Annotated in this window: 21 protein-coding genes and 1 pseudogene; 4 read left to right on the top strand and 18 right to left on the bottom strand. The window is 69.1% G+C overall.

Annotation, left to right across the window (positions count from 1 at the left end; genetic code table 11):
• Positions 1–51 precede the first annotated feature (51 nt).
• A complete protein-coding gene (locus E5198_RS08045) occupies positions 52–1317 on the bottom strand; it encodes a hypothetical protein (protein WP_136489482.1) in 1266 nt (421 codons plus the stop codon).
• 197 nt (positions 1318–1514) lie between these two features.
• Between E5198_RS08045 and E5198_RS08040 the strand changes: the two are divergent.
• Positions 1515–1637, top strand: a pseudogene (locus E5198_RS08040) (sugar phosphate isomerase/epimerase); the annotation flags it as partial.
• Between the two features lie 2 nt (positions 1638–1639).
• Here the strand turns inward: E5198_RS08040 and E5198_RS08035 are convergent.
• The 17 genes from E5198_RS08035 to E5198_RS07955 all read right to left on the bottom strand — a co-directional run bounded on the left by E5198_RS08035 (position 1640) and on the right by E5198_RS07955 (position 19447).
• Positions 1640–2563, bottom strand: coding sequence for an FAD:protein FMN transferase (locus tag E5198_RS08035; protein WP_256659010.1), 924 nt, complete (start codon positions 2561–2563; stop codon positions 1640–1642).
• On the bottom strand, positions 2547–4796 hold the full coding sequence (locus E5198_RS08030; RefSeq protein WP_136489481.1) for a PepSY domain-containing protein: 2250 nt from the start codon (positions 4794–4796) through the stop codon (positions 2547–2549). Before E5198_RS08030 ends, E5198_RS08035 begins: the two co-directional genes overlap by 17 nt.
• Before the next feature lie 16 nt (positions 4797–4812).
• Positions 4813–5283, bottom strand: a complete 471-nt coding sequence (locus E5198_RS08025; protein ID WP_136489480.1) for a DUF2271 domain-containing protein — start codon at positions 5281–5283, stop codon at positions 4813–4815.
• A 246-nt stretch (positions 5284–5529) separates the two neighbouring features.
• The gene (locus E5198_RS08020; RefSeq protein ID WP_090215127.1) at positions 5530–5745 is read right to left on the bottom strand and encodes a molybdopterin-binding protein; all 216 of its coding nucleotides are present in this window, start codon (positions 5743–5745) and stop codon (positions 5530–5532) included.
• 58 nt (positions 5746–5803) lie between these two features.
• Complete coding sequence (gene ssuB, locus E5198_RS08015) at positions 5804–6601, bottom strand: aliphatic sulfonates ABC transporter ATP-binding protein (RefSeq protein ID WP_136489479.1); 798 nt, start codon at positions 6599–6601, stop codon at positions 5804–5806.
• Positions 6598–7389, bottom strand: coding sequence for an aliphatic sulfonate ABC transporter permease SsuC (gene ssuC, locus E5198_RS08010; protein ID WP_136489478.1), 792 nt, complete (start codon positions 7387–7389; stop codon positions 6598–6600). The genes ssuB and ssuC overlap by 4 nt, the downstream gene beginning before the upstream one ends.
• A gap of 102 nt (positions 7390–7491) precedes the next feature.
• Entirely contained in the window at positions 7492–8640 is a 1149-nt protein-coding gene (ssuD, locus tag E5198_RS08005; protein ID WP_136489477.1) for an FMNH2-dependent alkanesulfonate monooxygenase, read from the bottom strand.
• Between the two features lie 99 nt (positions 8641–8739).
• Positions 8740–9705: a sulfonate ABC transporter substrate-binding protein gene (locus E5198_RS08000; RefSeq protein WP_136489476.1), complete on the bottom strand. Its 966-nt coding sequence runs from the start codon at positions 9703–9705 to the stop codon at positions 8740–8742.
• Between the two features lie 149 nt (positions 9706–9854).
• Entirely contained in the window at positions 9855–10442 is a 588-nt protein-coding gene (gene ssuE, locus E5198_RS07995; RefSeq protein ID WP_136489475.1) for an NADPH-dependent FMN reductase, read from the bottom strand.
• Positions 10443–10541: 99 nt separating this feature from the next.
• Positions 10542–11180, bottom strand: coding sequence for a peroxiredoxin (locus E5198_RS07990; protein ID WP_136489474.1), 639 nt, complete (start codon positions 11178–11180; stop codon positions 10542–10544).
• 366 nt (positions 11181–11546) lie between these two features.
• On the bottom strand, positions 11547–12887 hold the full coding sequence (locus tag E5198_RS07985) for an OprD family porin (RefSeq protein WP_136489473.1): 1341 nt from the start codon (positions 12885–12887) through the stop codon (positions 11547–11549).
• A gap of 283 nt (positions 12888–13170) precedes the next feature.
• Positions 13171–13992 carry an ABC transporter ATP-binding protein gene (locus tag E5198_RS07980; protein ID WP_136489472.1) on the bottom strand — a complete coding sequence of 274 codons (822 nt, stop codon included), beginning with the start codon at positions 13990–13992 and terminating at the stop codon, positions 13171–13173.
• A gap of 16 nt (positions 13993–14008) precedes the next feature.
• Complete coding sequence (locus tag E5198_RS07975; protein ID WP_136489471.1) at positions 14009–14800, bottom strand: ABC transporter permease; 792 nt, start codon at positions 14798–14800, stop codon at positions 14009–14011.
• A 13-nt stretch (positions 14801–14813) separates the two neighbouring features.
• Positions 14814–15647 (bottom strand): ABC transporter permease, encoded by an 834-nt coding sequence (locus E5198_RS07970; RefSeq protein ID WP_136489470.1) that lies wholly within the window; start codon positions 15645–15647, stop codon positions 14814–14816.
• Positions 15644–16852 (bottom strand): MFS transporter, encoded by a 1209-nt coding sequence (locus E5198_RS07965; protein ID WP_136489469.1) that lies wholly within the window; start codon positions 16850–16852, stop codon positions 15644–15646. Before E5198_RS07965 ends, E5198_RS07970 begins: the two co-directional genes overlap by 4 nt.
• 7 nt (positions 16853–16859) lie before the next feature.
• Complete coding sequence (locus tag E5198_RS07960) at positions 16860–17927, bottom strand: ABC transporter substrate-binding protein (protein WP_136489468.1); 1068 nt, start codon at positions 17925–17927, stop codon at positions 16860–16862.
• A gap of 413 nt (positions 17928–18340) precedes the next feature.
• Entirely contained in the window at positions 18341–19447 is a 1107-nt protein-coding gene (locus E5198_RS07955; RefSeq protein WP_136489467.1) for a sigma-54-dependent Fis family transcriptional regulator, read from the bottom strand.
• Positions 19448–19747: 300 nt separating this feature from the next.
• Between E5198_RS07955 and E5198_RS07950 the strand changes: the two genes are divergently transcribed.
• The 3 genes from E5198_RS07950 (at position 19748) to E5198_RS07940 (ending at position 23220) form a co-directional block, all read left to right on the top strand.
• Entirely contained in the window at positions 19748–21106 is a 1359-nt protein-coding gene (locus E5198_RS07950) for an LLM class flavin-dependent oxidoreductase (protein ID WP_136489466.1), read from the top strand.
• Positions 21107–21171: 65 nt separating this feature from the next.
• A complete protein-coding gene (locus tag E5198_RS07945) occupies positions 21172–22089 on the top strand; it encodes a TauD/TfdA family dioxygenase (RefSeq protein WP_136489465.1) in 918 nt (305 codons plus the stop codon).
• Between the two features lie 159 nt (positions 22090–22248).
• Positions 22249–23220, top strand: a complete 972-nt coding sequence (locus E5198_RS07940) for a D-glycerate dehydrogenase (protein WP_136489464.1) — start codon at positions 22249–22251, stop codon at positions 23218–23220.
• Positions 23221–23582 lie beyond the last annotated feature (362 nt).

The raw sequence follows: 23582 nt of genomic DNA, 5'->3' as shown, positions 1-23582 counted from the left end.
CTAGCATCCTCCCGACGTCCACCCGCGCTCGGCCTGGAAGCGGCGTGTGGATCAGTCCAGCAGCCTGATCCGGCGCAGCCAGGGCCGCCCCTCCTGATCGACGCCAAACACGCCGACGGAGTCGCTGCCGATGGCGAGCAGGCTGCTCGAGTCGAGGGTTGCGGTCGCGCCGACGGCGATGGGCGCTGACCACTGTCCGTCACGGTACTCCATGAGCCCGAGCGGCTGCGGCGGGGGCGACCACCAGCCCACGCGAGTCTCTTCAACCAGCACGATCACGCGGCCATTCTCCAGGGTCGCCACGCCCGTGAGGCGGCGGTGGCCTTTGCCGTCGAGCAGCAGGCGCGCGGGTTCGGGCAGGCCGCCGACGATCCGGCGCACCCAGATGCCGCCGGCGTTGTCCGAGGCGAGGACCAGGCTTTCCCGGCCCCGAGGATCGGCAGCGATCCGCGGATTGCTCCAGAAGGGTTCGGGTGCGGTTCTGGCAGTGAGGGAAACCAGTTCCTCGAGCGTGATTCCGAGCAGCGACCAGCTGGCGTCGCCGGCGCCCCGCGGGGCGATCCGCTGCGCCGGCAGGGGCGCTGCCGGGTGGCCCGGCGCGTTGAAGCGCTCGTAGCGCAGCTGGCTGTCCTCGGCCAACATGAAGCGCCGCCGACGATAGACGACCTCGATGTCGCCATCCCTGCTGGCGACGGCGTCGGCGTAGGCGAGACTCAGGTTGCTCGCCCGATCGACGATGCCGCGCTCGAGCCAGCCGGAAGCCGTGTGTTCGGCGATGCCGAACTTGGTGACCAGGCTCGGCCAGGGCCAGACGATCCCGGCGCCAAGACCACCGAAGCCGAACCAGTCCCAGCGTTTCCTGTTGCGCGGATCGGGCGCGGAGAGTTCGAAGAGACAGGCGACATTCGGCGCGCCGCGGACGAACCGCCGGCAGCCGGGATTCTCCAGCTCCTCCCAGCCGGCAGCACCGAGCGTGAAGAGGCGATTGTCGACGATCACATGCAGCACGCCGCCGGCGTCGACAACGGCGTCGAGCCGTTCGGCCGACGAGGGTGCTGCAGGTACAGGTTCGGCTTCGCGCAGCTGCCCATCGCTGACGACGCGATGGCGCAGACGATCTTCGGGCTGCGACCACAGCAGGACATGAACGGCCTGCTGCGCATCGACCACCGCCTGGAGCAGGCGCGACCGCGGCCCGGCGAGAAGGATCGGCTCGCCGAGCGATATGGCCGCAGGCTTGCCGCTGCTCGACTGCAGATCCGCCCCAGGCCTCGACCAGGGAAGGCTTGCACAACCGGCGGCGAGCAGCAGGCTCAAGGCCGCGCAAAGCGGGCGGACAAGGTGCATCAGGCATGACCGATGGCTCAGGACGGCGCTGCTCCCCGAGGGGCGTCGACGGGCCCCGGGTGCGCAGCATATGGCCAGTATAGGGCGCGGCGCGGGAGGTCCGGGGCAGCCATCAATCTGCGCCTGCCGGGTTGGCTCGCCAGGAGCGGTGTTCGTCAATCGAGCATCCTTTCGAGCTGCCGCTGGGCCTGGAAATCCCCACCCGCCAGCTCTGCGAGCAGGGCGTCGGCCCCCTGGAGCGGGCGCAGATCGCCATCGACAAGGCGCGCACCCTGCTGGCGCGGATCTGAAGTCAGATTCCCACCGTGACCTCGCGGATGTGCTCTCCCTCGCGCACCAGGAACACCGCGCCCAGGCCCTGCTCGCGGGCCAGCCGGGCGCCGCGCTCGACGCCCAGCACCATCAGCGCCGTGGCCCAGGCGTCGGCGTACAGGCAGCTGCCGGCCAGCACGGTGACCGAGGCGATGCCGTTGTGCAGCGGCGCGCCGCTGCGCGGGTCGAGGGTGTGGGAATAGCGCTGGCCATCGCGCTCGCGCCAGTGGCGATAGTCGCCGGAGGTGGCGATGGCCGTGTCGGCCAGTTCCAGGCTGGCGAACACCTCGCGGCGGCCGTACTCGGGCTTCTCCAGGGCGACGCGCCAGGCGCCGTCGGGCTTCTCGCCGCGGGCGCGCAGCTCGCCGTCGATGCCCACCAGATAGCGCTGGATGCCATGACGTTCCAGGCAGCGGGCCAGTTCGTCGACGCCGAAGCCCTTGGCGATGCCGTTGAGGTCGAGGCTGACCTCGGCCTCCTTGCGCACGGCGCGCCGCTCGGTGTCGAGGGTCAGCGCCGTGGCGGCCGTGCAGCGCGGCGTTGCGCTTGCGCCTGCCGGCGCCGGGCCGAAGCCCCAGGCGCTGACCTGCGCGCCGAGGGCGATGTCGAAGGCACCGTGCGACAGGCTGCCGACGTGCAGGCCGGCGAGCAGCACCTGGTACAGCTCGTCCGGCAGCTCGAACCACTCGCCGAGTGGCGCGCGGTTCAGTTGCATCAGGGTGGAGTCCGGCTTCCAGGTCGACATCTGCGCATCGACCCGGTCCACCGCCGCCTGCAGCTCGGCCTGGATGGGCCGGGTGTCGAGCCCGGCGGCGGCGAAGAACACCGCGGTGAAGCGGCTGCCCATGGTCGGCCCGCTGAGGCTGTAGCGCAGCAGCGGTTCGCAATCAGTAAACGTCTTCACGGAAGCGCCCCTGTGCCTTGAGTTGATCGAGGTTGCTGCCCATCTCGGCCAGCAGGGTTTCCAGCACGGCGCGCACGCCGGCGGCCATCTCCCGCGAGCCGCAGACCAGCACCTGGGCGCCCTGTTGCAGCAGTGCGCGGATACTGGCGCCATCCTCGCGCAGGCGGTCCTGCACGTAGGCCGGCGTCGGCCCCTCGGAGAAGGCCCGCTGCAGGCGCTGCAGGCGGCCGTCCGCCAGGCACTGCCGGAGTTCCTCGCCATACAGCTGGTCGCTGGCGTGGCGTCCGCCCCAGTAGAGCTGGATGGGGCGGCGGGATTCATTCCTGCGCACGAAGCCGATCAGCGGCGCCACACCCACGCCGGCGCCGATCAGCAGCACCGGATGCTCGCCGGCCTGCGGACGGAAGCCCGGATGCGGCTGGATGCTCGCCTCAAGCGTGGCGCCCGGCTGCAGGCCGTGCAGGTAGCTGGAGCACAGCCCCTGCGGATGGCGGCGCACGCAGATCTCGACGAAACCGTCGTCAGCGGCGCTGGCGATGGAGTACAGGCGCGGCGCAGTGTCTTTCTGCGAAGCGTCGGCCTGCGCGGTATCGACCGCCGTGGCATCGGCCGGCGCGGTGTCGACCGCCGCGGCATCGAGCGGACGGATGGCCAGCAGGTCGCCGGGGGCGAAGCTGGTGCTGCCGGGGGCCACGGCGAAGCGCAGCACCGCGGCCGGCTGGCCGCCGCGCTCGCTGTAGCACTGGCGCTCCTGCAGGGTTAGGCGCACCGCGCTGGTCGGCAGCAGCGCCGATTGCAGGCGCAGCGGGGTGCCGAGACATTCGCCGAGCTGCCCGGCCCAGGCGTTCAGCTCGCCGCTGGCCTGGCGGTCGACGCGCTGCAGCGGCAGCAGCGGCTGGCAACCGCGTTGCAGCAGGGCCTGCTCGACCGCGTCGGCATAGGCGCAGAAGCACGGGAACTGGCGATCGCCGAAGCCGAGCACCGCCACCGGCAGGCCGCGGGCGGGCCAGCTGACTTCGGCCAGGCGGCCGAGGAACTGTGCGGCGCTGTCCGGCGCCTGGCCGTCGCCGTAGGTGGCAGCGAGCAGCAGCAGGCAGCGTGCCTGCGGGTAATCGTCCTGCACGGCGTTCATGGCGGCGACGTGCACCGGCCAGTCGGCAGCCTCGAGTTGCGCCTGCAACTGGCGGGCGTAGGTCCAGGTCGAGCCGCCCTGGCTGCCGACCAGGATCACCGCCTTGGCCTGTTCGGCCGGTACGCCCTGGTCCTGCACGCCGGCGCGGCCGCGCCGCTGCCACCAGCCGAGCAGGCCGCTGCCGCCGAGGAACAGGGTGGACAGCGCCAGGCCGGCGAGGGCCATGGACCACAGCGGCATGCCCTCGCCGGTGTGCAGGGCGTAGGCGGTCTCAAAGAGGTTCTGCGCCGCGCCGTTGCGCTGGAAGCTGATCCACTGGCCGCTGGCGGCGTTGACGAAACCGCTGCCGCTGGCGGTACGCACGCCGAGGTAGTGGATGTCGTCCGCGGCGCTGGGGAATTCCAGCTCGCGCAGCTGGGGCAGCTCCACCTGGCGCAGCGCCGCGAGGCTGCCCAGCGGCAGGTGCGGGGCGGCCTGGATGCCTTCCGGCCAGGCCGGCTCGTTGTCGGAGCCGTCGCCGAGCAGGCCCAGGCTGGTCGCCGACAGGTACAGGCCGCTGAGGGCGAGCACGGCCAGCCCCGGCAGGGTCCAGCGGGCGATCACCGTGTGCCAGTGCAGCATGCCCTGGCCGGCGCGGATCGGCGTCAGCAGGCGGCGCCAGCCACCGAGGCGGCGGGCCAGCAGGATCGCGCCGCTGATCGCCAGCAGCGCCAGGGCCAGCGCCGCCAGGCCGCTCAGCCAGCGGCCGGTGGAGCCGAGCAGCAGCTCGCGGTGCAGGTCGCGCAGCCACTCGAGGGTGGCCGACGGGGCGTAGGGGCCGAGGTCTTCGCCGGTCGCCGGGTCGACCACGTGGACCGGCTCCTCGACATCGCCGCCGAGGGTGGCGAGCAGGGTGCCGTTGGCGCTGCGCTCCAGGCGCTCGACGTTGGGCAGGTGCTGGCTGACGCGCTCGGCGACGACGGCCACGCTGTCGCCGGGGGCGTCCAGCTGGCCGAACTGTTCGCTCAGGCTGGCGCCCGACAGCACCAGCCCGGTGGCGGCGGAAACCAGCAGCAGGGCGCTGAGCAGGAGGCTGGTCAGCAGGTGCAGGCGACGATTCATGGTGGCCTCGTGGGGATCAGAAACTGTAGCTGAGGCGGTCGACGTAGCCGCTGCCGCTGGCTTCGCCCGGCTCGCGGGTCAGCGGCAGGCGGACCTCGGCGCGGTTGTCGCGCTTGTCCTCGACCGCGCTGTCGACGCGGATCTCGTAGCCGGCATCGAGCAGGGCCTGCTCCAGTTCGACCTCGACCGTCAGGTTGTCGCCACTGCCGACGCTGGCGCCGGTCAGGCCGTCGTACTCGGCGCTCTGCGCGCCGCCACCACGGGTCCAGTCGCGCAGGTGGCGGTAGTACTTGGCCTTCTTGCCTGCGACCCACAGGGTCTTCTGGTACTGGCCGTCGGCATCGGTCAGGTAGATGGCCAGGTAGGCGCCCTTGCCGCGGTATTCCTTGAGGGTGACGTCCAGCGTCAGGGACTGGGTCTGTGCCTGGGCCAGCAGCGGTGCGGCGGTGGCGCCGGCCAGGGCCAGCGAGATGAGCTTCTTGTTCATGGGGGCAGGCTCCTGCGGATTCGATGTGGCTACAGTACGGAACCAGGCTGAATCCAGGCTGAAGGGCTGCGGGAATGGGCTTAATCGGGACTTAAGCCAGATGTGCCTGCCGGGCGGTTGCCTGCCTGGAAAGAGAACGCCCGCTGTCTCCAGCGGGCGTTGCACTATGCTCGGGCGCCAGCGGAGGTGGCCGGATGCGAGCGGGAGAGGGCGCTCCCGCTGCGTCGCCCCGTTCCGCTCGGCGGATCACAGCTTGGCGATGGACACCTCGGTGGATTTGACGAAGGCGATCACTTCGCTGCCGACGGCCAGCTCCAGCTCCTTGACCGAGCGGGTGGTGATCACCGAAGTGACGATGCCGGCGGCGGTCTGCACGTCGATTTCGGAGAGCACGTCGCCCAGGACGATCTCCTTGATGGTGCCCTTGAACTGGTTGCGCACGTTGATGGCTTTGATGGTCATGGTCTTGCTCCTTCAGGGGTATGGGTAAGGCTGGTGGTTTTGGACTGGGAATGGTTGGTCAAAGGGCCCAGCGCAGCTGCGTGGGCAATGGCGATACGGGTTCGGCCGTTTCTGCCTGCGCCGGCAGGGCCAGCACGCGCTCGAGCACCCGGGCTTCCAGCGCGGCCAGCGCCGCCGAGGCGCGGGGGCGCGGACGGGCCAGGGGGATCGGCAGGTCGAGGCCGATGCGGCCGTCCTCAATCAGGATCACCCGGTCGGCCACCGCCACCGCCTCGTTGACGTCGTGGGTGACCAGCAGCACGGTGAAGCCGTGCTGCTGCCACAGGCGCTCGATCAACTGCTGCATCTCGATGCGGGTCAGTGCGTCCAGCGCGCCGAGCGGCTCGTCGAGCAGCAGCAGGCGCGGGCGGTGGATCAGCGCGCGGGCCAGCGCCACGCGCTGCTTCTGCCCGCCGGACAGCGCCGCCGGCCAGTCGTGGGCGCGCTCGCCAAGGCCGACCGCTGCCAGCGCTTCCAGTGCCTGGCTTTTCCAGTCGCCGGACAGGCCGAGGCCGACGTTGTCGATCACCCGTTTCCACGGCAGTAGCCGCGAGTCCTGGAACATCAGGCGGATGTCCTCGCGGGCCGCGGCCAGCGGCGCGTTGCCGGCCTGCAGTTCGCTGGAAGTGGCATGGTCCAGTCCGGCCAGCAGGCGCAGAAGGGTGCTCTTGCCGCAGCCGCTGCGGCCGACCACGGCGACGAACTGGCCGGCGGGGATGTGCAGGTCGATGCCATGCAGCACCGTGCGCTCGCCGAAGGCCTTGGCCACACCCTGCAGGTGCAGCGGAATGCCGCGCTTCAGATCCTGGGTGCTCATTTGGCACCTCCTTGCTGGTAGGCCGGGTGCCAGCGTAGCCAGGCGCGTTCCAGGCTGCGGGCGGCGACATCGGCCAACTTGCCGAGCACCGCGTAGAGCAGGATCGCCAGCACCACCACGTCGGTCTGCAGGAACTCGCGGGCGTTCATCGCCAGGTAGCCGATGCCGGCGTTGGCGGAGATGGTTTCGGCGACGATCAGCGTCAGCCACATGAAACCGAGGGCGAAGCGCACGCCCACCAGGATCGACGGCAGGGCGCCGGGCAGGATCACCTGGCGGAACAGGGCGAAGCCCGACAGGCCGTAGCTGCGTGCCATCTCCACCAGCCCGGCGTCGACGCTGCGGATGCCGTGGTAGGTGTTGAGGTAGATGGGGAACAGGGTGCCGAGGGCGACCAGGAAGATCTTCGCGCTCTCGTCGATGCCGAACCACAGGATCACCAGCGGGATCAGCGCCAGGTGCGGCACGTTGCGGATCATCTGCACCGAGCTGTCGAGCAGGCGTTCGCCCCATTTCGACAGGCCGGTGACGAAGCCGAGCGCCAGGCCCAGGCTGCCGCCGATGACGAAGCCGATGCCGGCGCGCCAGCCGCTGATCGCCAGGTGCTGCCACAGCTCGCCGCTGCTCAGCAGCGCCCAGCCGGCGACGGCCACGGCGCTGGGCGCCGGCAGGATGCGGCTGGACAGCCAGCCGCTGCTTGCGGCCAGCTGCCAGACGCCGAGCAGCAGGACCGGCAGCGCCCAGGGCGCCAGGCGCAGGAGGAGTTTCTCGGTATTGCGCGTACTCATGATGCCAACTCGTGTAGGGGCGAATTCATTCGCCTGGAGCAGGCCGTGGTGGGCGAATGAATTCGCCCCTACAACGTGCTCCGGCGAGCGGGGTTCGCGGCCTCAGCTCTGCGCTGCTGCCTTGGGCAGGATGTCGCTGGAGATCATCTCGCCGAACGGGCTGACGTAGCCGCGGCTCTCGGGACGCTGCGGCTGGGCGATATCCAGGTGCGGGAACAGCAGCTCGGCGACCCGGTAGGATTCCTCCAGGTGCGGATAGCCGGAGAACACGAAGGTGTCGATGCCGAGATCCGCGTACTCCTTGACCCGCGCCGCCACGGTCGGGCCGTCGCCGACCAGCGCGGTGCCGGCGCCGCCGCGCACCAGGCCGACGCCGGCCCACAGGTTCGGCGCCACTTCCAGCTGGTCGCGCTTGCCGCCGTGCAGGGCGGCCATGCGCTGCTGGCCGACCGAGTCGAAGCGCGCCAGCGAGGCCTGCGCCTTGGCGATGGTGTCGTCGTCCAGGTGGCTGATCAGCCGCTCGGCGGCGGCCCAGGCCTCGGCGTTGGTCTCGCGCACGATCACGTGCAGGCGGATGCCGAACTTCACGCTACGACCGTGCCTGGCGGCGCGCGCACGCACGTCGGCGATCTTCTCGGCCACCGCCTGCAGCGGCTCGCCCCAGGTCAGGTACAGGTCGACCTGCTCGGCGGCCAGCTCGTGGGCGGCCTCCGAGGAGCCGCCGAAGTACAGCGGTGGGTGCGGCTGCTGGATCGGCGGGTAGAGCAGCTTGGCGCCCTTGATCTGGATGTGCTTGCCGTCGAGGTCGACGGTCTCGCCGCTCAGCACGCGCTTCCACACGCGGGTGAATTCGTCGGCGGCCTCGTAGCGCTCGGCGTGCGACAGGTGCAGGCCGTCTCCGGCCAGCTCGTCCGGATCGCCGCCGGTGACCAGGTTGAACAGCGCGCGGCCATTGGACAGGCGGTCGAGGGTCGCCGCCTGGCGCGCGGCCACGGTCGGCGAGATGATCCCCGGACGCAGGGCGACCAGGAACTTCAGGCGCTGGGTGGCCGGGATCAGCGAGGCGGCGACCAGCCAGGAGTCCTCGCAGGAGCGCCCGGTGGGGATCAGCACGCCGCCGAAGCCGAGGCGGTCGGCGGCCTGCGCCACCTGGGTCAGGTAGCCGTGGTCGACGGCGCGGGCGCCCTCGGCGGTGCCCAGGTAGTGGCCGTCGCCGTGGGTGGGGAGAAACCAGAAGATGTTCAGACTCATCGCAATAATCCTTCATGCGGGCGCGCGTGGGGGCTTGGCTCATGCGCGCGATGATTCGGGAAAGGAGTTCAGGCGGACGCGCAGCGCCCGCCTGCGGGCTTACTGCTGGGCGACCTTGGCTGGCGGCGTCCAGACCACGTCCTTGATGCTCAGGCGCCTGGGAATCAGCTTGAGGTCGGCGAAGGTGTCGGCGATCTTCTGCTGGGCTTCCACCACTGCCGGAGTCAGCGGCTGGGCGCCGTAGCCCTGGCGGGCGACGGCCTTGTGGGTGATCTCGGCCGGCAGGCCGATCAGCGGGGCGACCTGCGCGGTGACCCTGGCCGGATCGGCCTTGGCTTCCTCGCCGATGGCGCGGATTTCCTCGATCAGCGCGCCGACCACCTGCGGGTGCTGCTGGGCGTAGCTGCCGCTGGCCAGGTAGAACTGGTGGTTGTCGACCAGGCCGCTGCCGTCGCGCAGGGTGCGCGCCGCCAGTTGCTGCTCGGCGGCGGCCTGGAAGGGGTCCCAGATCACCCAGGCATCGACGCTGCCGCGCTCGAAGGCGGCGCGGGCGTCGGCCGGCGGCAGGTATGCCGGGGTGATGTCGGTGATCGACAGGCCGGCATCCTCCAGGGCGCGCACCAGCAGGTAGTGCACGTTGGAGCCCTTGTTGAGGGCGACCTTCTTGCCCTTCAGCTCGGCCACGTTCCTGATCGGCGAATCCTTGGGCACCAGGATCGCCTCGCCGGTGGGTGCCGGCGGCTCGTAGGCGACGTAGCGCAGGTCGGCGCCGGCGGCCTGGGCGAACACCGGCGGGGTCTCGCCGGTCACGCCGAAGTCGATCGAGCCGACGTTGAGGCCTTCCAGCAGCTGCGGGCCGCCGGGGAACTCGGTCCACTGCACCTTCACGCCCTGTTCGGCGAGGCGCTGTTCCAGGCTGCCCTTGGCCTTGAGCAGGACCAGGGTGCCGTATTTCTGGTAGCCGATGCGCAGGGTGTTGTCGGCGTCATCGGCGGCGAGGGCGGCGGAGGAGATCGCTGCAGCCAGCAGGGCGACCAGTCCGCGACGCAGGTAGGGGGTGCGCATGGCGCTCTCCTTGTATGCAAGTCGGTAGTGGTGGATGCCTGCCGGTCCGTTGACGGACGAGTGAGGACTTTCAAGTGCCTCGCCCCGTGTGGGGGAGGGCAAAAAAGCATGGGCTGCGCGGGAGCGCTCGCCCGGAGGGGAATCGTGGTTCAGACGCTCCAGCGGGCGCCGAGCAGCTGCTGTTCGAGCTGCCCCGGCTGCAGATGGCGCGGACGGCGTACCAGCGCCTGGTAGAACTGTTCCAGTGCCGCCTCCAGACGCTGTTCCAGTTCCTCGCTGAGGACCACGCGGCCCTCTTCGTAGCGAGTCTGGCGATCGTCGGCGAACACGCCCTGCAGCACTTCTTCGGCCTTCAGTGCGGCCAGCACGGGCTTGAGCGCGTAGTCCAGCGCCAGCAGGTGCGACGGGCTGCCGGCGGTGGCCAGCGGCAGCACCACCTGGTGGGCCAGGGCGCGCTCGGGCAGCAGGTCGAGCAGGGTCTTCAGCGCACCGGAATAGGCGGCCTTGTACACCGGCGTGGCGACCAGCAGGCCATCGGCGGCGCGCACGCGCTCGGCCAGTTCGACCACCTGCGGGCTGTCGAAGCGCCCGTAGAGGAGGTCCTCGGCGGTGAAGTCGCGCACGCCGAAACTGACTACCTCAACACCGCGCGCGCTCAACCAGCGGCGCGACCATTCCAGCAGGCCGACGGAGCGCGACTGCAGGGAGGGGCTGCCGGAAAGGGATACGACCAGCATCGCTATTTCCTTTTCGTGTGAATAAAAAAGGGGCCTGTTCTGCCTGGCAGGCCCCGAACCCCATGCGTGGCTTGAGGGTTGAAACCTTGGTGTCGAAACTCAGCGGTTCGGCTGCGGCGTCAGGCGCAGATAGGGCTTCACCGCGCGGTAGCCTTTCGGGAAGCGCTGCTGGATCTCCGCCTCGTCCTTGAGCGAGGGCACGATCACCACCTCGTCGCCGTCCTGCCAGTTGGCCGGGGTGGCGACCTTGTGGTGGTCGGTCAGCTGCAGCGAGTCGATCACCCGCAGGATCTCGTGGAAGTTGCGCCCGGTGCTGGCCGGGTAGGTGATGATCAGGCGTACCTTCTTGGCCGGGTCGATGATGAACAGCGAGCGCACGGTCAGGGTGTCGTTGGCGTTCGGGTGGATCAGGTCGTAGAGGTCGGAGACCTTGCGGTCGGCGTCGGCCAGGATCGGGAAGTTGACCTGGGTGTCCTGGGTCTCCTCGATGTCCTCGATCCACTTGAGGTGCGAGTCCACCGGGTCGACCGACAGGGCGATGGCCTTGATGCCGCGCTTGGCGAACTCGTCCTTCAGCTTGGCGGTGAAGCCCAGCTCGGTGGTGCACACCGGGGTGAAGTCGGCCGGGTGGGAGAACAGGATGCCCCAGCTGTCGCCGAGCCACTCGTGGAAACGGATGCGGCCGACGCTGGATTCCTGTTCGAAGTCGGGGGCGATGTCGCCGAGGCGGATGCTCATGGTTCTGCTCCTCAGAAGGGGAATGTCCTTGGGTGGAGATCACTATGCGCAGGATTTTTCAGGATTAAAAAGAATAAATTTCTATTTTCTAATTCTTTTTGGAAATATAAGGCTGGCCGTCAGGCCCGGACTTGCTTATGCATCCAGGAACTAGTCAAGAAACAAAATGTTCTTTTATGGAATAAGCGGGCTTTCCTATAGTCCCGCTTTTCTTTGTCCTGCCCCCAGGGGGTGCCCGATGAAGCGACTGCTTGCTTCTTCCATGCTGGCCTGCAGTCGCCTGAAGCGGCGGAGCGGCAAAAGCCCGACGGAGAATTCCGACGGGCTTTGTCGGTGGCAGCAGGGCGCTGTCGCTGCCGAGCGGGCTTACAGCAGCGGCAGGCTGTAGCTGACGATCAGGCGGTTCTCGTCGACGTCGCGCTGGCTGGCCAGGTCGCTGCGCAGAGAGGCGTTCAGCCAGGCAAAGCCGAGGCCCTTGAGTGCGCCACCCTGCACCACGTAGTCGACGCGCAGGTCGCGCTCCCACTCGCCGACATCGCTGGAGCTGTTGGCCACGTCGTAGTCGACGCCCTTGTTGTAGATCGCCCTGGCGGTCAGGCCCGGTACGCCGAGGGCGGCGAAGTCGTAGGCGTAGGAGGCGATCCACACGTCGGCGCCCGGGGCGCGGAAGCCGCCGATCTGCCGCTCGGCGATGGTGTAGCCGCTGACCCCGGCGCCCTGGTTGAGCAGGCCGAGGATGCTGTCGCCGCCGTTGTGCTGGTAGCCGAGGCCCAGGGCGTGGCCGCCGACCTTCCAGGTGAACTGGGCGCTCGACAGCTGGCTGTCGATCTCGCCCTTGTGCGGGTCGCCGGCCTGCCGGCCCAGGTCGCCGCCGACCGACCAGCCCTCGGCACGCCCGGCGGCGCTGGCATTCTTGCCGTCGGAGCTGCTGTCGAAATAGCGCAGGTCGCTGACCAGGCTGCCCAGCGGCAGGGCCAGGGTATGGGTCAGGCCGAGGAAATGCTGCTGGTAGTAGTCCTCGAGGTTGCCGTAGTAGTACTGCAGCAGCAGGTTCTTGCCGATCCGGTAGTCGGCGCCGCCGTAGTAGAACTTGTTGGTGTCCGGCTTGTTGGGGCCGGCGGCGCTCAGGCTTTCGCGGTCGCTGGAGGCGCGCAGCTTGGTGTGTTCCAGCTGGCCGCCGATCAGGGTCAGGTTGTCGATCTCGTTGGAGGTGATCTGGCCGCCCTCGTAGGTCTGCGGCAGCAGGCGGCCGTCGTTGTAGACCACCCCCGGCAGCTTGGGCAGCAGGGTGCCGAGGCGCGCTTCGGTCTTCGATACCCTGAGCTTGCCGGTCAGGCCGAGGTGGCTGAATTCGTCCACGGCCTTGCCGTTGCTTTCCAGCGGGAACAGCTGGCTGGGGCTGCGCTCGATGCCGGCCTTGCCGAAGCGGCCGCCGGAGTCGAGCTTGACGCCGAGCAGGCCGAGTGCGTCCACACCGACGCCCACGGTGCCCTGGGTATAGCCGGAGGTGTAGTTGAGAACGAAGCCCTGGCCCCACTCCTTGACCGACGGCGCATTGGCGTCGCGGATATCCTGGTTGAAGTAGAAGTTGCGCAGACCGAGGCTGGCCTTGCTGTCTTCGATGAAACCTGCGGCGGACGCCTGCTGCACGGATGGCAGACCCACGATGCCCGCCACAATGGCGAGGGCCAGAGTGGACTTGTTCATTGCTCGATGCTCCAAATGATCGAATGCTGGGTGAGGCGGCCGTGCGGGCGTTTCGTGGTCGAATGGGCTGTCACTGGCCGACTGATGAAGCGACGTTGTTGTCGGCGAGAGCTAGGCTAAGTGAACCTTTGTAATTCCAAAAAGAATTATTAATTTGAATTTAATGTCTATTTTGAATATAAAAATCTGAGCGTGAAAAGGCGCCACCGGACCTGCCGGCGGCGCTTGGTTCAGGGTGAAAAAGGCCTGCGGGCGCGCTAACGAAACCTCCGCCGGCCGCGCGCTACCAGGCCATGGCGTAGCTGCGGAAGGCGCGCTGCTCGTGCTGCGGGTGCAGCAGCGGCGAGGCCTGGTGCTGGCTGAAGTCCTGCAGGATGTCGTTGCGCAGCTCGGCCAGGCGGTAGTCCTCGCGGCGGCGCGGGTGCGGCGGGTCGATCTCGACGATGCGCTTGATCCGCCCTGGCCGCGGCTCCATCACCACCACCCGGTCGCCGAGGAATACCGCCTCGTCGACGTCGTGGGTGACCAGCACGGTGGTGATGCCCTCGGCCAGCCAGATGCGCGCCAGCTCTTCCTGCAGCTGGGCGCGGGTGAGGGCGTCGAGGGCGCCGAAGGGTTCGTCGAGCAGGAGGATCTTCGGCCGGTTGACCAGGCCGCGGGCGATGGCCACGCGCTGGCTCATTCCGCCGGACAACTGGGACGGATAGGCCCTGGTGAAGTTCTTCAGGCCGACCAGTTCGAGGTGCCTATGCACGGTGTCCAGGCGTTCGGCTGGGGAGAGCGGCGAGTTGGCCAGCGCCAGCAGCACATTGTCCTCCACGCTCAGCCAGGGGTACAGGCGGTGGTCCTGGAACACGATGCCGCGCTCGGGATCGGTGCCGCGGATCGGCACGCCATCCAGCAGCAGGCGGCCGGCGCTGGCTTCCTCGAGGCCGACCAAGAGGCGCAGCAGGGTGGATTTGCCGCAGCCGCTGCCGCCGACGATGCTGATGAACTCGCCCTGGCGGATGTTCAGGCTGATGTTCTCCAGCACGCTGAGTTCGCCGTCCTTGACCGCGAAGCGCTTGTCGACCCCGTCGAGGGTCAGGAAATCGGTCTTGCTCATGGGTTGCTTCCTTCAATCAGTGGGGGCGCACGCGCCAGGCCAGGCTGCGGGTCTCGATCCAGGCGGCCAGGCGGTTGAGCAGCAGGCCGACGGCGCCGACCACCACCAGGCCGTAGAGCACCTGGTCCATCTCGAAATGCTCGCGGCCGTCGATCATGGTGTTGCCGATGCCGGGGCCGGCAGAGAAGAAGTATTCGGCGCCGATGGTCGCCAGCCAGGCGTAGATCAGCCCCAGGTGCAGGCCGGTGAAGATCGCCGGCGCGGCGGAGGGGAGCACCAGCTTGAACAGCCGCTGGGCGCGCGACAGGCCGAGCACGCGGGCCACCTCGTACAGCTCGGCGCGGGTGGCGCGGATGCCCTCGAAGCTGTTCAGCGCCACCGGGTAGAACACCGCCAGGGCAATGAACGCCACCTTGGCCGGCTCGCCGAAGCCGAACCAGGCCGACAGCAGCGGGATCCAGGCGAACAGAGCGATCTGCTTGGCGGCGTGGAAGGTCGGGCCGACCAGCCGTTCGGCCAGCCGCGACAGACCGAGCAGGGTACCGAAGGCGAGGCCGATCAGCCCGCCGAGGACGAAGCCGGCGAGGTTGCGCTGCAGGCTGGCTCCGAGGTTATGCCATAGCTCGCCGCTGACGGCGGCCTGCCAGGCGGCGTCGACCACCGCCGGCGGGCTGGCGACCAGCTTGGTGTCCACCCACTGCAGCGCGGTGGCCAGCCACCAGAGCAGCACCAGGCCGGCCGGCACCGCCCAGCCGCGCAGATCGGGCTGGCGCTGGAGCAGGGGAAAGCGTTTCGCAAGGTCGGTCATGTTGTCGTGCTCCTCAGAACGCCTGGCGCTGCCAGCGCTGCAGGCGGGTTTCGATCAGCGCCAGGCCCTTGTCCAGCAGCAGGCCGACCAGGCCGATCACCAGCATCGACACGATCACCAGGTCGAGCTGGAACATCTGCCGGCCGTCGACCATCAGGTAGCCGATGCCCTCGCTGGAGGCGAGCAGCTCGACGGTGACCAGGGCGATCCAGCCCTTAGTCAGGGCGAAGCGCACGCCGGTGAAGATGCTCGGCAGCGCCGCTGGCAGGATCACCCGGCGCAGGCGCTGCAGCAGGGTGAGGCGGTACACCTGCGCCACTTCCAGGTAGCTGTGCGGAATGTTGCGGATGCCGGCGAAGGTGTTGATGGTCATCGGCACCAGCACCGCCTTGGCGATCACCAGGTACTTGAGCCCCTCGTCGATGCCGACCAGCATCATCAGCAGCGGAATCCAGCCGAGCACCGGCACCTGGGCGATGGCCTGGAACAGCGGCCACAGGTAGGCCTCGACCTGGCGCGACAGGCCCATCAGCAGGCCGAGGGCGAGGCCGGCCAGACCGCCGAGCAGCGAGCCGACCAGCACCCGCTGCAGGCTGATCGACAGCTCGAACCACAGGTCGCCGCTGCGCAGCAGGTCGAGGAAGGTCTGCAGGACCAGCGCCGGCGGCGGCAGGATCTGTGCCGACACCCAGTCGCGGGCCACCGCGGTGTGCCACAGCAGCAGCAGGGCGACCGGCAGCAGCAGGGCACTGGCCTTGACGCCCAGCCAGTTGAGCGGGCGGGCCAGGTCCGGCCAGCGCCAGTGGGGCAACGAACGCGGCGCCGCCGCGACTCGGGTTGTGCTCATGGGGAAGTCCTCCGGGCGGAAAGATCGGGTAGCGGGCCGCGCAGCTGGCGCAGCAGGAAGCCGGCGAACGGCAGGATGAACAGCAGGAACAGCGGTTGCAGGCCGAAGCGGGCGCCGAGCAGGCCACCGAGCAGGCAGCCGCTCATGCTGCCGGCCGGCCCGACCAGCGCGGCCAGCCCGGCGACCCGGCCGTGGCCGAGGCGCAGGCCGCTGCGCGCGTAGCTGGACAGGGTGGCCACCTGCAGCATGCCCAGGCTCGCGCCCAGCAGCAGGGCGCCGGCCCACAGCAGCGGCGCGCTCTGGCCGAGGCCGAGGGTCGCCAGCGCGGCGCTGCACAGCAGCAGACTGGCGACGAAACCGCTGCGGCTGCGCGCGCCGAACACCCGGCCGAGCAGGAACAGCGCGAGGATGAACGCCAGGCCGTGGCCGCTGAGCAGGGTGGCGGCCTGCTGCGCCGACCAGCCGTAGTCCTGCACGGTGATGGCGACGATGAAGAAGGCGAAGTACATCGCCGCCGCCTGCACGCAGAAATCCAGCAGGCAGTTGCCGCGCAGCTGGGCATCGCCGCGCAGCAGGCCGAACTGGCGGCCGAGCGCAGCCAGGCTGAGGCGCTCGGCGCTGCGCCGCTGCGCTGGATAGATGCGCAGCACCAGCGGTGCCAGCAGCACCGGCAGCGCAAAGGCCAGACCGATCAGGCCCCAGCTGCCGGCCGTACCGCGCCAGTCGACCAGCAGCGCCGCCAGGGTCGGGCCGATCAGCAGCAGGCCGATCATCTGCGAGCCGCGGAACCAGCCGGCGCGCGCCTCGCCCATCTGTGCCAGCTGCTGCATGAACACGGTGTTCAGCGAGACGAAGCGGCATGGCATGCACAGCCCTACCAGCAGGGTCAGCGCCAGCAGGTACAGCGGGTGCGGCACCAGCGGCACCAACTGGTAGACGGCGCCGGCCAGCAGGCTGCCGAGGACGAACAGGCGCAGCGGGCCGAGGCGCTCGACCAGCACGCCGCACGGCAGGCTGGTGAGCAGCAGGCCGGCGGTCTGCGCCCCGGCGATCAGCCCCAGCTGCAGCGGCGAGGCCTGCAGGTCGATGGCGTACAGCGCGGTGGTCACCTTGGCCAGGCCGACGCCGATGCCGGCCAGGGTGGCCAGCAGGATGAAGCTGGCCAGGGTGCGCCCGTGCGCCAGTCCGGCGGTGGTCGTGGTCATGCGCGGCTCACTGGTTCAGCGGCTGGTTGGCGGCGTCGTACACCGGCCACAGCTTCTGCAGGCCCAACTGCTCGATGGCGGTGTCGACGTACTTGGGCTCGACCCAGCCGGCCACGTTGACGTCACCGCGCAGCAGGCCCAGCTCCTTGGATTCGGCGACGGTGGCGCGGTAGCGGTCGACGAAGAACTCGTCCAGACGCGGCGAGTAGCGGCGCACCAGTTGCAGGTCGCCCTGCTCGGCGCGCAGCGAGTCGACCGGGGTGCCGGACTTGGCCCACAGCTCGAACGCCGCGTCCTCGTTTTCCGGCGCCGACACCCAGGCGGCGGTCTTCACCAGGCCGTTGACCACCTTCTGCACGATCTCCGGATGCTTTTGCTCGAAGTCACCGTCGACCAGCACGTGGGTCTGGCGGGTCAGGCGGGCGTCCACCGCGCGGGTGTCGTAGATGATCCGGCCGACGCCGTTCTTCTGCAGCTCGAAGGCGGTGGACGACAGCCAGGCGCCGTCGATGTCCCTGGAGGCCAGCGCCGCGGCGGCGGTGGGGAAGTCCATGTTGATGGTGCGGAAGTCGCGGTCCTGCAGGCCTTCGCGCTTGAGGGTGCGCGCGGTGGCCAGCTGCAGGTTGGTGCCCTTGAACTGCGCCACCTTCTTGCCCTTGAGGTCCTCCAGGCTCCTGGCCGGCGAATCGGCCGGCACCACCAGGTAGTTGGAGGCGAGCAGGCCGTCGGCGGCGATCAGTCTGGTGTTGAGGCCGCCGGCCTTGCCGATCACCGCCGGCAGGTCGCCCTGCCAGGCGAAATCGAGCTGCTTGTTGGCCAGCGCCTCGTTGACCGCCGGGCCGGCGCCCTTGAAGTAGGTCCACTCGACCTTGATGCCGTCGGCTTCCAGTTCCTTCTCGATGGCCTGGCGCTGGTGGGCCAGGCTGGTCACGCTGGAGGAGGCGAAGGGAATGCCGCCCTTGCCGACGGTGGCCAGGCCGAAGCGGATCACCTGGGGTTGCTCGGCGGCGAGCGCGGCGCCGAACCAGCTGGCGCCGAGGGCGGCGACGAGGGGGAGCAGCAGTTTGCGTTTCATGGGGGACTTCCTGTTTCCGTCGAAGGGGGCTTGCCGGAGCTCCGGATGGCGACGCGGCGAGTACAGGAAGGGTGGTTGCAGGTGTTATGCCAAAGTCTTTCAAATCGTTAAATTAAAATGCCATAACGACATAACAGGCCGGCAAGCGGCCGTTTGGCGCGCTCTGCCGCTGGCGAGCGGAGGGCGCCGGTCGGGCGACGGTGCGCCGTGCGGCGCGGCGCTCGGCGAGGCTGTGGCGAATTGCGCAGCGCCGGCAGCGAACTGTTGGAAAGTCCGCAGCGCCGCGCTCGGGACGCCGCCAGGTTGGACAGGCTGGGCACCGGCCCCGAGGCCAGCAGCAGGCGCAGCAGCAGATAGCACGCAGAAGCCCGCCCGCCAGCGCGGGCGGGCGGAGAGCCGCCCTGCAACGGACCTCAGCCGGCGTTGCCGTAGCGCGCGCCGGCCGGTGGTGGCAGCAGGTCGTAGCGCTTCATCAGGGTCCGCAAGGCGTGGCGGCTGATGCCCAGGCGATCGGCGCTGTGCACCTGGTTGAAGTGGTGGCGGGCGAGGGTGGTCTCGACCAGCAGTTCCTCCCAGCGCGCCAGCAGCTCCGGGTGCTCGTGGTCGAGCAGCTCCTGCAGCTGCTGGCGGATGCCCTGCCAGAGCGGGTCGGTCGGCGCGCCCGCATTATTAGCCGGCGCACCAGCGGTCGTGGTCGGGGCCGGGGCAGGCGCAGCCCGGCGGCTGAACTGCAGGTGGCGTCCCTCGATCAGCGGCCCGCCGGCCAGCAGGGCGGCGGACAGCAGGGTGTTCTCCAGCTCGCGGATGTTGCCGGGCCAGCTGTGCGCCAGCAGGCGCTGCACGGCGTCGGCGTTCAGCTCGGGCAGCGGGCGGGCGTGTTCGCGGGCGAACTGGCCGAGGAAGTGCCGGGCCAGCGGCAGGATGTCGCCGGGCCGGTCGCGCAGCGGCGGGATGCGCAGGGTGACTATGTTCAGCCGGTAGTAGAGATCTTCGCGGAAGCGCCCGGCGGTGATCGCCGACTGCAGGTCGACGTGGGTGGCGGTGACGATGCGCACGTCGATGGGGATCGGCTTGCGTCCGCCAACGCGCACCACCTCGCGCTCCTGCAGCACGCGCAGCAGCTTGACCTGCAGCGCCAGCGGCAGGTCGCCGATCTCGTCGAGGAACAGCGTGCCGCCCTGGGCGGCCTCGAACCAGCCCTCGCGGCGGCCGTTGGCGCCGGTGAAGGCGCCGGCCTCGTGGCCGAAGAATTCGCTCTCGGCCAGGCTTTCGTTGATCGCCGCGCCGTTCACCGCCACGAACGGCCCCTTGCGGCCGCTGCGCTTGTGCAGGTGACGGGCCAGCAGTTCCTTGCCGGTGCCGGTTTCGCCGTGGATCAGCACGGGCACGGGGCTGGCGGCGACCAGCTCGGCCTGTTCCAGCAGCTGCTGGGAGCGGATGTCGGCGAACAGCAGCGCCTTGGCCCGGATTTCCTCGCGGCTGTTCTCATGGGGAGCCAGAGTCAGGACGGGTGCGTTCATGGCGGCCTCGCTTGCTACGGGTTCTCGATCCGGCAGGACTGTAGCGGCACATGCTTATATTTAAAAATAATCAAATTTACTTCCTATATTCCAGTTTTTGACTGTGAGCTGTTGCCCGCACTGCTGGCGAAAAATCGGCAGAACGCGGCCTGTGCTGCGCAAAATCCAACAGTTGCACAGCAAAAGGCCGGCAAAGGCGCTGAATATGCGGGCTTCATGCAATTGGCACGCTTGCTGCAATCATCCTGTCAGCGCCGTAACGGGCGGCAATCCGAACCTTCTCGACCGACAGGGAGCCCCATGAGCCAGCGTCAATTGAGTCTGAATGCCTTCCTGATGGCCACCGGCCATCACATCGCCGCCTGGCGTCACCCGGACGTGCCGGCCGGCGCCGAGGTGGACTTCCGGGAGTACCTGCGGGTCGCCCGGCTGGCCGAAGCCGCCAAGTTCGATGCCGTGTTCGTCGCCGACGGCGTGGCGGCCAATTTCGGCAGCGGCAGCCTGGAGGCGGCATCGCGCAATGCGCGGGCCTCCTTCCTCGAGCCCTTCACCCTGCTGTCGGCGCTGGCCGCGGTGACCGAGCGCATCGGCCTGATCGGCACGGTCAGCACCAGCTTCAACGAGCCCTACCACCTGGCGCGCAAGTTCGCCTCGCTGGACTGGATCTCCAATGGCCGCGCCGGCTGGAACCAGGTGACTTCCAACACCCTGGCCGAGGCGCAGAACTTCAACCGCGACGAGCACCTCGAGCATGCCCTGCGCTATGAGCGCGCCGGCGAGTTCCTCGACGTGGTCAAGGGCCTGTGGGACAGCTGGGAGGACGATGCCTTCGTCCGCGACAAGGCCAGCGGCCAGTTCTTCGATCCGGCCAGGCTGCACGTGCTCGATCACCGGGGCAAGCACTTCCAGGTCAAGGGGCCGCTCAACGTGGCGCGCTCGCCGCAGGGCTACCCGGTGCTGGTGCAGGCCGGTTCCTCCGACGCCGGCAAGGAGATCGCCGCGCGCACCGCCGAGGCGATCTTCACCGCCCACCAGAGCCTGGAAAGCGCGCAGGCCTTCTATGCCGACGTCAAGGGCCGCCTGGCCAGGTACGGCCGGAGCCCGCAGGAGCTGAAGATCCTCCCCGGCATCCTCGCCATCGTCGGCCATACCGAGGAAGAGGCCCAGGCCAAGTACCGGCAGCTGCAGGAGCTGATCCACCCGCAGGTCGGCCTGTCGCTGCTGTCGGGAATGATCGGCGCCGACCTGTCCGGCTACGACCTCGATGGCCCGGTGCCGCAGGACCTGCCGGAAACCAACGGCGGCAAGAGCCGCCAGGCGCTGCTGCTCGATCTGGCCGCGCGCGACAACCTGAGCATCCGCGAGCTGTACCTGCGCATCGCCGGCGCCCGCGGCCACTGGACGGTGGTCGGCACTGCCGAACAGGTCGCCGACCAGATCCAGCTGTGGTTCGAGAACGGCGCCGCCGACGGCTTCAACGTCATGCCGCCGTGGCTGCCGGGCGGCCTCGAGGACTTCATCGAGCTGGTGGTGCCGGAGCTGCGCCGCCGCGGGCTGTTCCGCACCGAGTACGCCGGCACCACCCTGCGCGAGCACTTCGGCCTGGCCCGGCCGGAAAACCAGTACGTCCGGCAGCGCCAGCAACGCGCCGCCGGCTGAAACCTGACAGACAACCTTCGCTTTGCCAACGAGATCGGCGGGCATCACCGCCAGGGAGAACCGACATGAGCCTCAGCATCCAACCCATCACCGGCCGCATCGGCGCCACCGTCAAGGGCGTGCGCGTCACCGACCTCAGCGACGCGCAGTTCGCCGAGCTCTACCAGGCGCTGCTCAAGCACAAGGCGCTGTTCTTCCCCGAACAGCACCTCAGCGACGCGGAGCAGGAAGCCTTCGGCCGCCGCTTCGGCGACCTTTCGGTGCACCCCACCGCGCATACCGCGGCCAACACCGCCGGCATCCTCGAGGTGGACTCCGAGCGCTCGCGCGCCAACTCCTGGCACGCCGACATCACCTTCCTCGCCGACTATCCGAAGATCACCCTGCTGCGCGGCGAGGTGGTCCCCGAGTTCGGCGGCGACACCGTGTTCGCCAATGCGGTGACCGCCTACGAGGAACTGCCGGCGCCGCTCAAGCAGCTGGCCGACAGCCTGTGGGCCCGCCACACCAACGTCTACGACTATGCCTCGCCCAAGGAGCTGGCCGGGGTCGAGCAGCACCTGCGCTTCCGCGAGGACTTCACCTCGGTCTACTACGAGACCGAGCACCCGCTGGTGCGCGTGCATCCGGAAACCGGCGAGAAGGCGCTGCTGCTCGGCCACTTCGCGCAGAAGATCGTCGGCCTCAGCTCGCGCGACTCGCGCACGCTGCTCGAGCTGTTCCAGGCGCACATCGTCAAGCTGGAGAACATCGTGCGCTGGCGCTGGAGCAAGGGCGACCTGGCGGTATGGGACAACCGCGTCACCCAGCATATCGCCGTCGACGACTACGGCAACGCCCGCCGCGTGGTGCGCCGCACCACCGTACACGGCGAGATCCCGGTGTCGGTCAGCGGCGAAACCAGCCGCGCCATCAAGCCCAGCCCCGAGGCGCGCAGCCCGCTGACCGACGCCGACAAGCTGGGCCTGAAGAAGGCCGGCTGAGTCCAGCCCGGAACCGAAACCGGCGCAGGGCGGCGCCGGCAGGCCACCGCACTGCGCAGGACCGCTCCGGCGCTCCCGGATGCGGCGGGGCTGGACCGGCCGCCGTATCCGGGCAATCCTTGCTGCCTTGTTTCCCCGGATCAGCCGCGCAGGAACGCCATGAGCAAGAACGTCTTCGTCTTCAGCCGCCTCAGCCCCGAACACCAGGAACGCTTGCGGCACAACTTCAACGTCACCCTGCTCGACCCGGCCGGCGACATCGAAGCCCAGTACGCCGCGGCGCTGCCCGAGGCCCACGGCCTGCTCGGCGTCGGCCGGCCGTTCGGCCGCGCCCAGCTAGAACGCGCCGGCCAGCTGGAGGTCGTCTCGACCATCTCGGTGGGCTACGACAACTACGACCTCGCCTATCTGAACGAGCGCGGCATCCTGCTCACCAACACCCCGGACGTGCTCACCGAGACCACCGCCGACCTCGGCTTCACCCTGCTGATGTCCGCCGCGCGGCGGGTTCCGGAGCTGGACGCCTGGGTCAAGGCCGGCCACTGGCAGGCCCCGGTCGGCCCGGCGCAGTTCGGCAGCGACGTGCACGGCAAGACCCTGGGCATCCTCGGCCTCGGCAACATCGGCGCGGCCATCGCCCGCCGCGGCCGCTTCGGCTTCAACATGGAGGTGCTGTACAGCGGCAACAGCCGCAAGCCGCAACTGGAGCAGGAACTGGGCGCGCGCTACTGCGGCTTCGACGAGCTGCTCGGCGAGGCCGACTTCGTGGTGCTGGTGGTGCCGCTCAGCGCCGCGACCCGCCAGCTGATCGGCCGCCGCGAGCTGGCGCTGATGAAGCCGGGCGCCATCCTGGTCAACGTCGCCCGCGGCCCGGTGGTCGACGAGGCAGCGCTGATCGAGGCGCTGCAGAACGGCCAGATCCGCGCCGCAGGCCTCGACGTCTACGAGAAGGAGCCGCTGCGCGAGTCGCCGCTGTTCGCCCTGTCCAACGTGGTGACCCTGCCGCACGTGGGTTCGGCCACCCACGAGACGCGCCAGGCGATGGCCGAGCTGGCGCTGGACAACCTGGAGCGCGCGCTGCTCGGCGGCACGCCGCGGCACAGGGTCAATCCGCAGGTGCGGGTGGGGTAGGGCGCTTTCTCTCTCGTCCCCGTCCGTGGCCATGGGCGGGGACTTCCTCAGGTTGTGTTGCACTTGCGCCCCGCGCTACTCTCGGCACCTGTCATCAGCGCACACAAAGGGACTTGGCGCCATGGTGCATAACCTACCTTCACCACCATCACTCTTGTCAAAGCTGCGTCTCAGAGCGGTTTTCCGTTTCTCTGGCGGAGTTTTATCCATCAGTCCCGTTCGGGGTGTTATGCACCAATTGGTGTCTGTTTTTTGTTAGGCGTCTAGGGAAGGTCTGAAAAACACTTCCCGATCTGGTGAAATGGCCCGCCAGCCCCTCTGGAGTTCCCTTGCATGAAGCAGCTGTCTTTCGCCGATGCCGA

It is taken from the genome of Pseudomonas sp. A-1 (assembly GCF_004801855.1).
In the GTDB taxonomy this organism is placed as follows: domain Bacteria; phylum Pseudomonadota; class Gammaproteobacteria; order Pseudomonadales; family Pseudomonadaceae; genus Geopseudomonas.
Note: the sequence above shows the minus strand (reverse complement) of the source record. Positions and strands in the feature narration are given on the sequence as shown.

Excerpts from the sequence above, each read along its gene's own strand:
- E5198_RS08030 (WP_136489481.1), bottom strand. The coding sequence starts at position 4,796 with ATGAATCGTCGCCTGCACCTGCTGACCAGCCTCCTGCTCAGCGCCCTG.
- E5198_RS08025 (WP_136489480.1), bottom strand. The coding sequence starts at position 5,283 with ATGAACAAGAAGCTCATCTCGCTGGCCCTGGCCGGCGCCACCGCCGCA.
- E5198_RS08020 (WP_090215127.1), bottom strand. The coding sequence starts at position 5,745 with ATGACCATCAAAGCCATCAACGTGCGCAACCAGTTCAAGGGCACCATC.
- ssuB (WP_136489479.1), bottom strand. The coding sequence starts at position 6,601 with ATGAGCACCCAGGATCTGAAGCGCGGCATTCCGCTGCACCTGCAGGGT.
- ssuC (WP_136489478.1), bottom strand. The coding sequence starts at position 7,389 with ATGAGTACGCGCAATACCGAGAAACTCCTCCTGCGCCTGGCGCCCTGG.
- ssuD (WP_136489477.1), bottom strand. The coding sequence starts at position 8,640 with ATGAGTCTGAACATCTTCTGGTTTCTCCCCACCCACGGCGACGGCCAC.
- E5198_RS08000 (WP_136489476.1), bottom strand. The coding sequence starts at position 9,705 with ATGCGCACCCCCTACCTGCGTCGCGGACTGGTCGCCCTGCTGGCTGCA.
- ssuE (WP_136489475.1), bottom strand. The coding sequence starts at position 10,442 with ATGCTGGTCGTATCCCTTTCCGGCAGCCCCTCCCTGCAGTCGCGCTCC.
- E5198_RS07990 (WP_136489474.1), bottom strand. The coding sequence starts at position 11,180 with ATGAGCATCCGCCTCGGCGACATCGCCCCCGACTTCGAACAGGAATCC.
- E5198_RS07985 (WP_136489473.1), bottom strand. The coding sequence starts at position 12,887 with ATGAACAAGTCCACTCTGGCCCTCGCCATTGTGGCGGGCATCGTGGGT.
- E5198_RS07980 (WP_136489472.1), bottom strand. The coding sequence starts at position 13,992 with ATGAGCAAGACCGATTTCCTGACCCTCGACGGGGTCGACAAGCGCTTC.
- E5198_RS07975 (WP_136489471.1), bottom strand. The coding sequence starts at position 14,800 with ATGACCGACCTTGCGAAACGCTTTCCCCTGCTCCAGCGCCAGCCCGAT.
- E5198_RS07970 (WP_136489470.1), bottom strand. The coding sequence starts at position 15,647 with ATGAGCACAACCCGAGTCGCGGCGGCGCCGCGTTCGTTGCCCCACTGG.
- E5198_RS07965 (WP_136489469.1), bottom strand. The coding sequence starts at position 16,852 with ATGACCACGACCACCGCCGGACTGGCGCACGGGCGCACCCTGGCCAGC.
- E5198_RS07960 (WP_136489468.1), bottom strand. The coding sequence starts at position 17,927 with ATGAAACGCAAACTGCTGCTCCCCCTCGTCGCCGCCCTCGGCGCCAGC.
- E5198_RS07955 (WP_136489467.1), bottom strand. The coding sequence starts at position 19,447 with ATGAACGCACCCGTCCTGACTCTGGCTCCCCATGAGAACAGCCGCGAG.
- E5198_RS07950 (WP_136489466.1), top strand. The coding sequence starts at position 19,748 with ATGAGCCAGCGTCAATTGAGTCTGAATGCCTTCCTGATGGCCACCGGC.
- E5198_RS07945 (WP_136489465.1), top strand. The coding sequence starts at position 21,172 with ATGAGCCTCAGCATCCAACCCATCACCGGCCGCATCGGCGCCACCGTC.
- E5198_RS07940 (WP_136489464.1), top strand. The coding sequence starts at position 22,249 with ATGAGCAAGAACGTCTTCGTCTTCAGCCGCCTCAGCCCCGAACACCAG.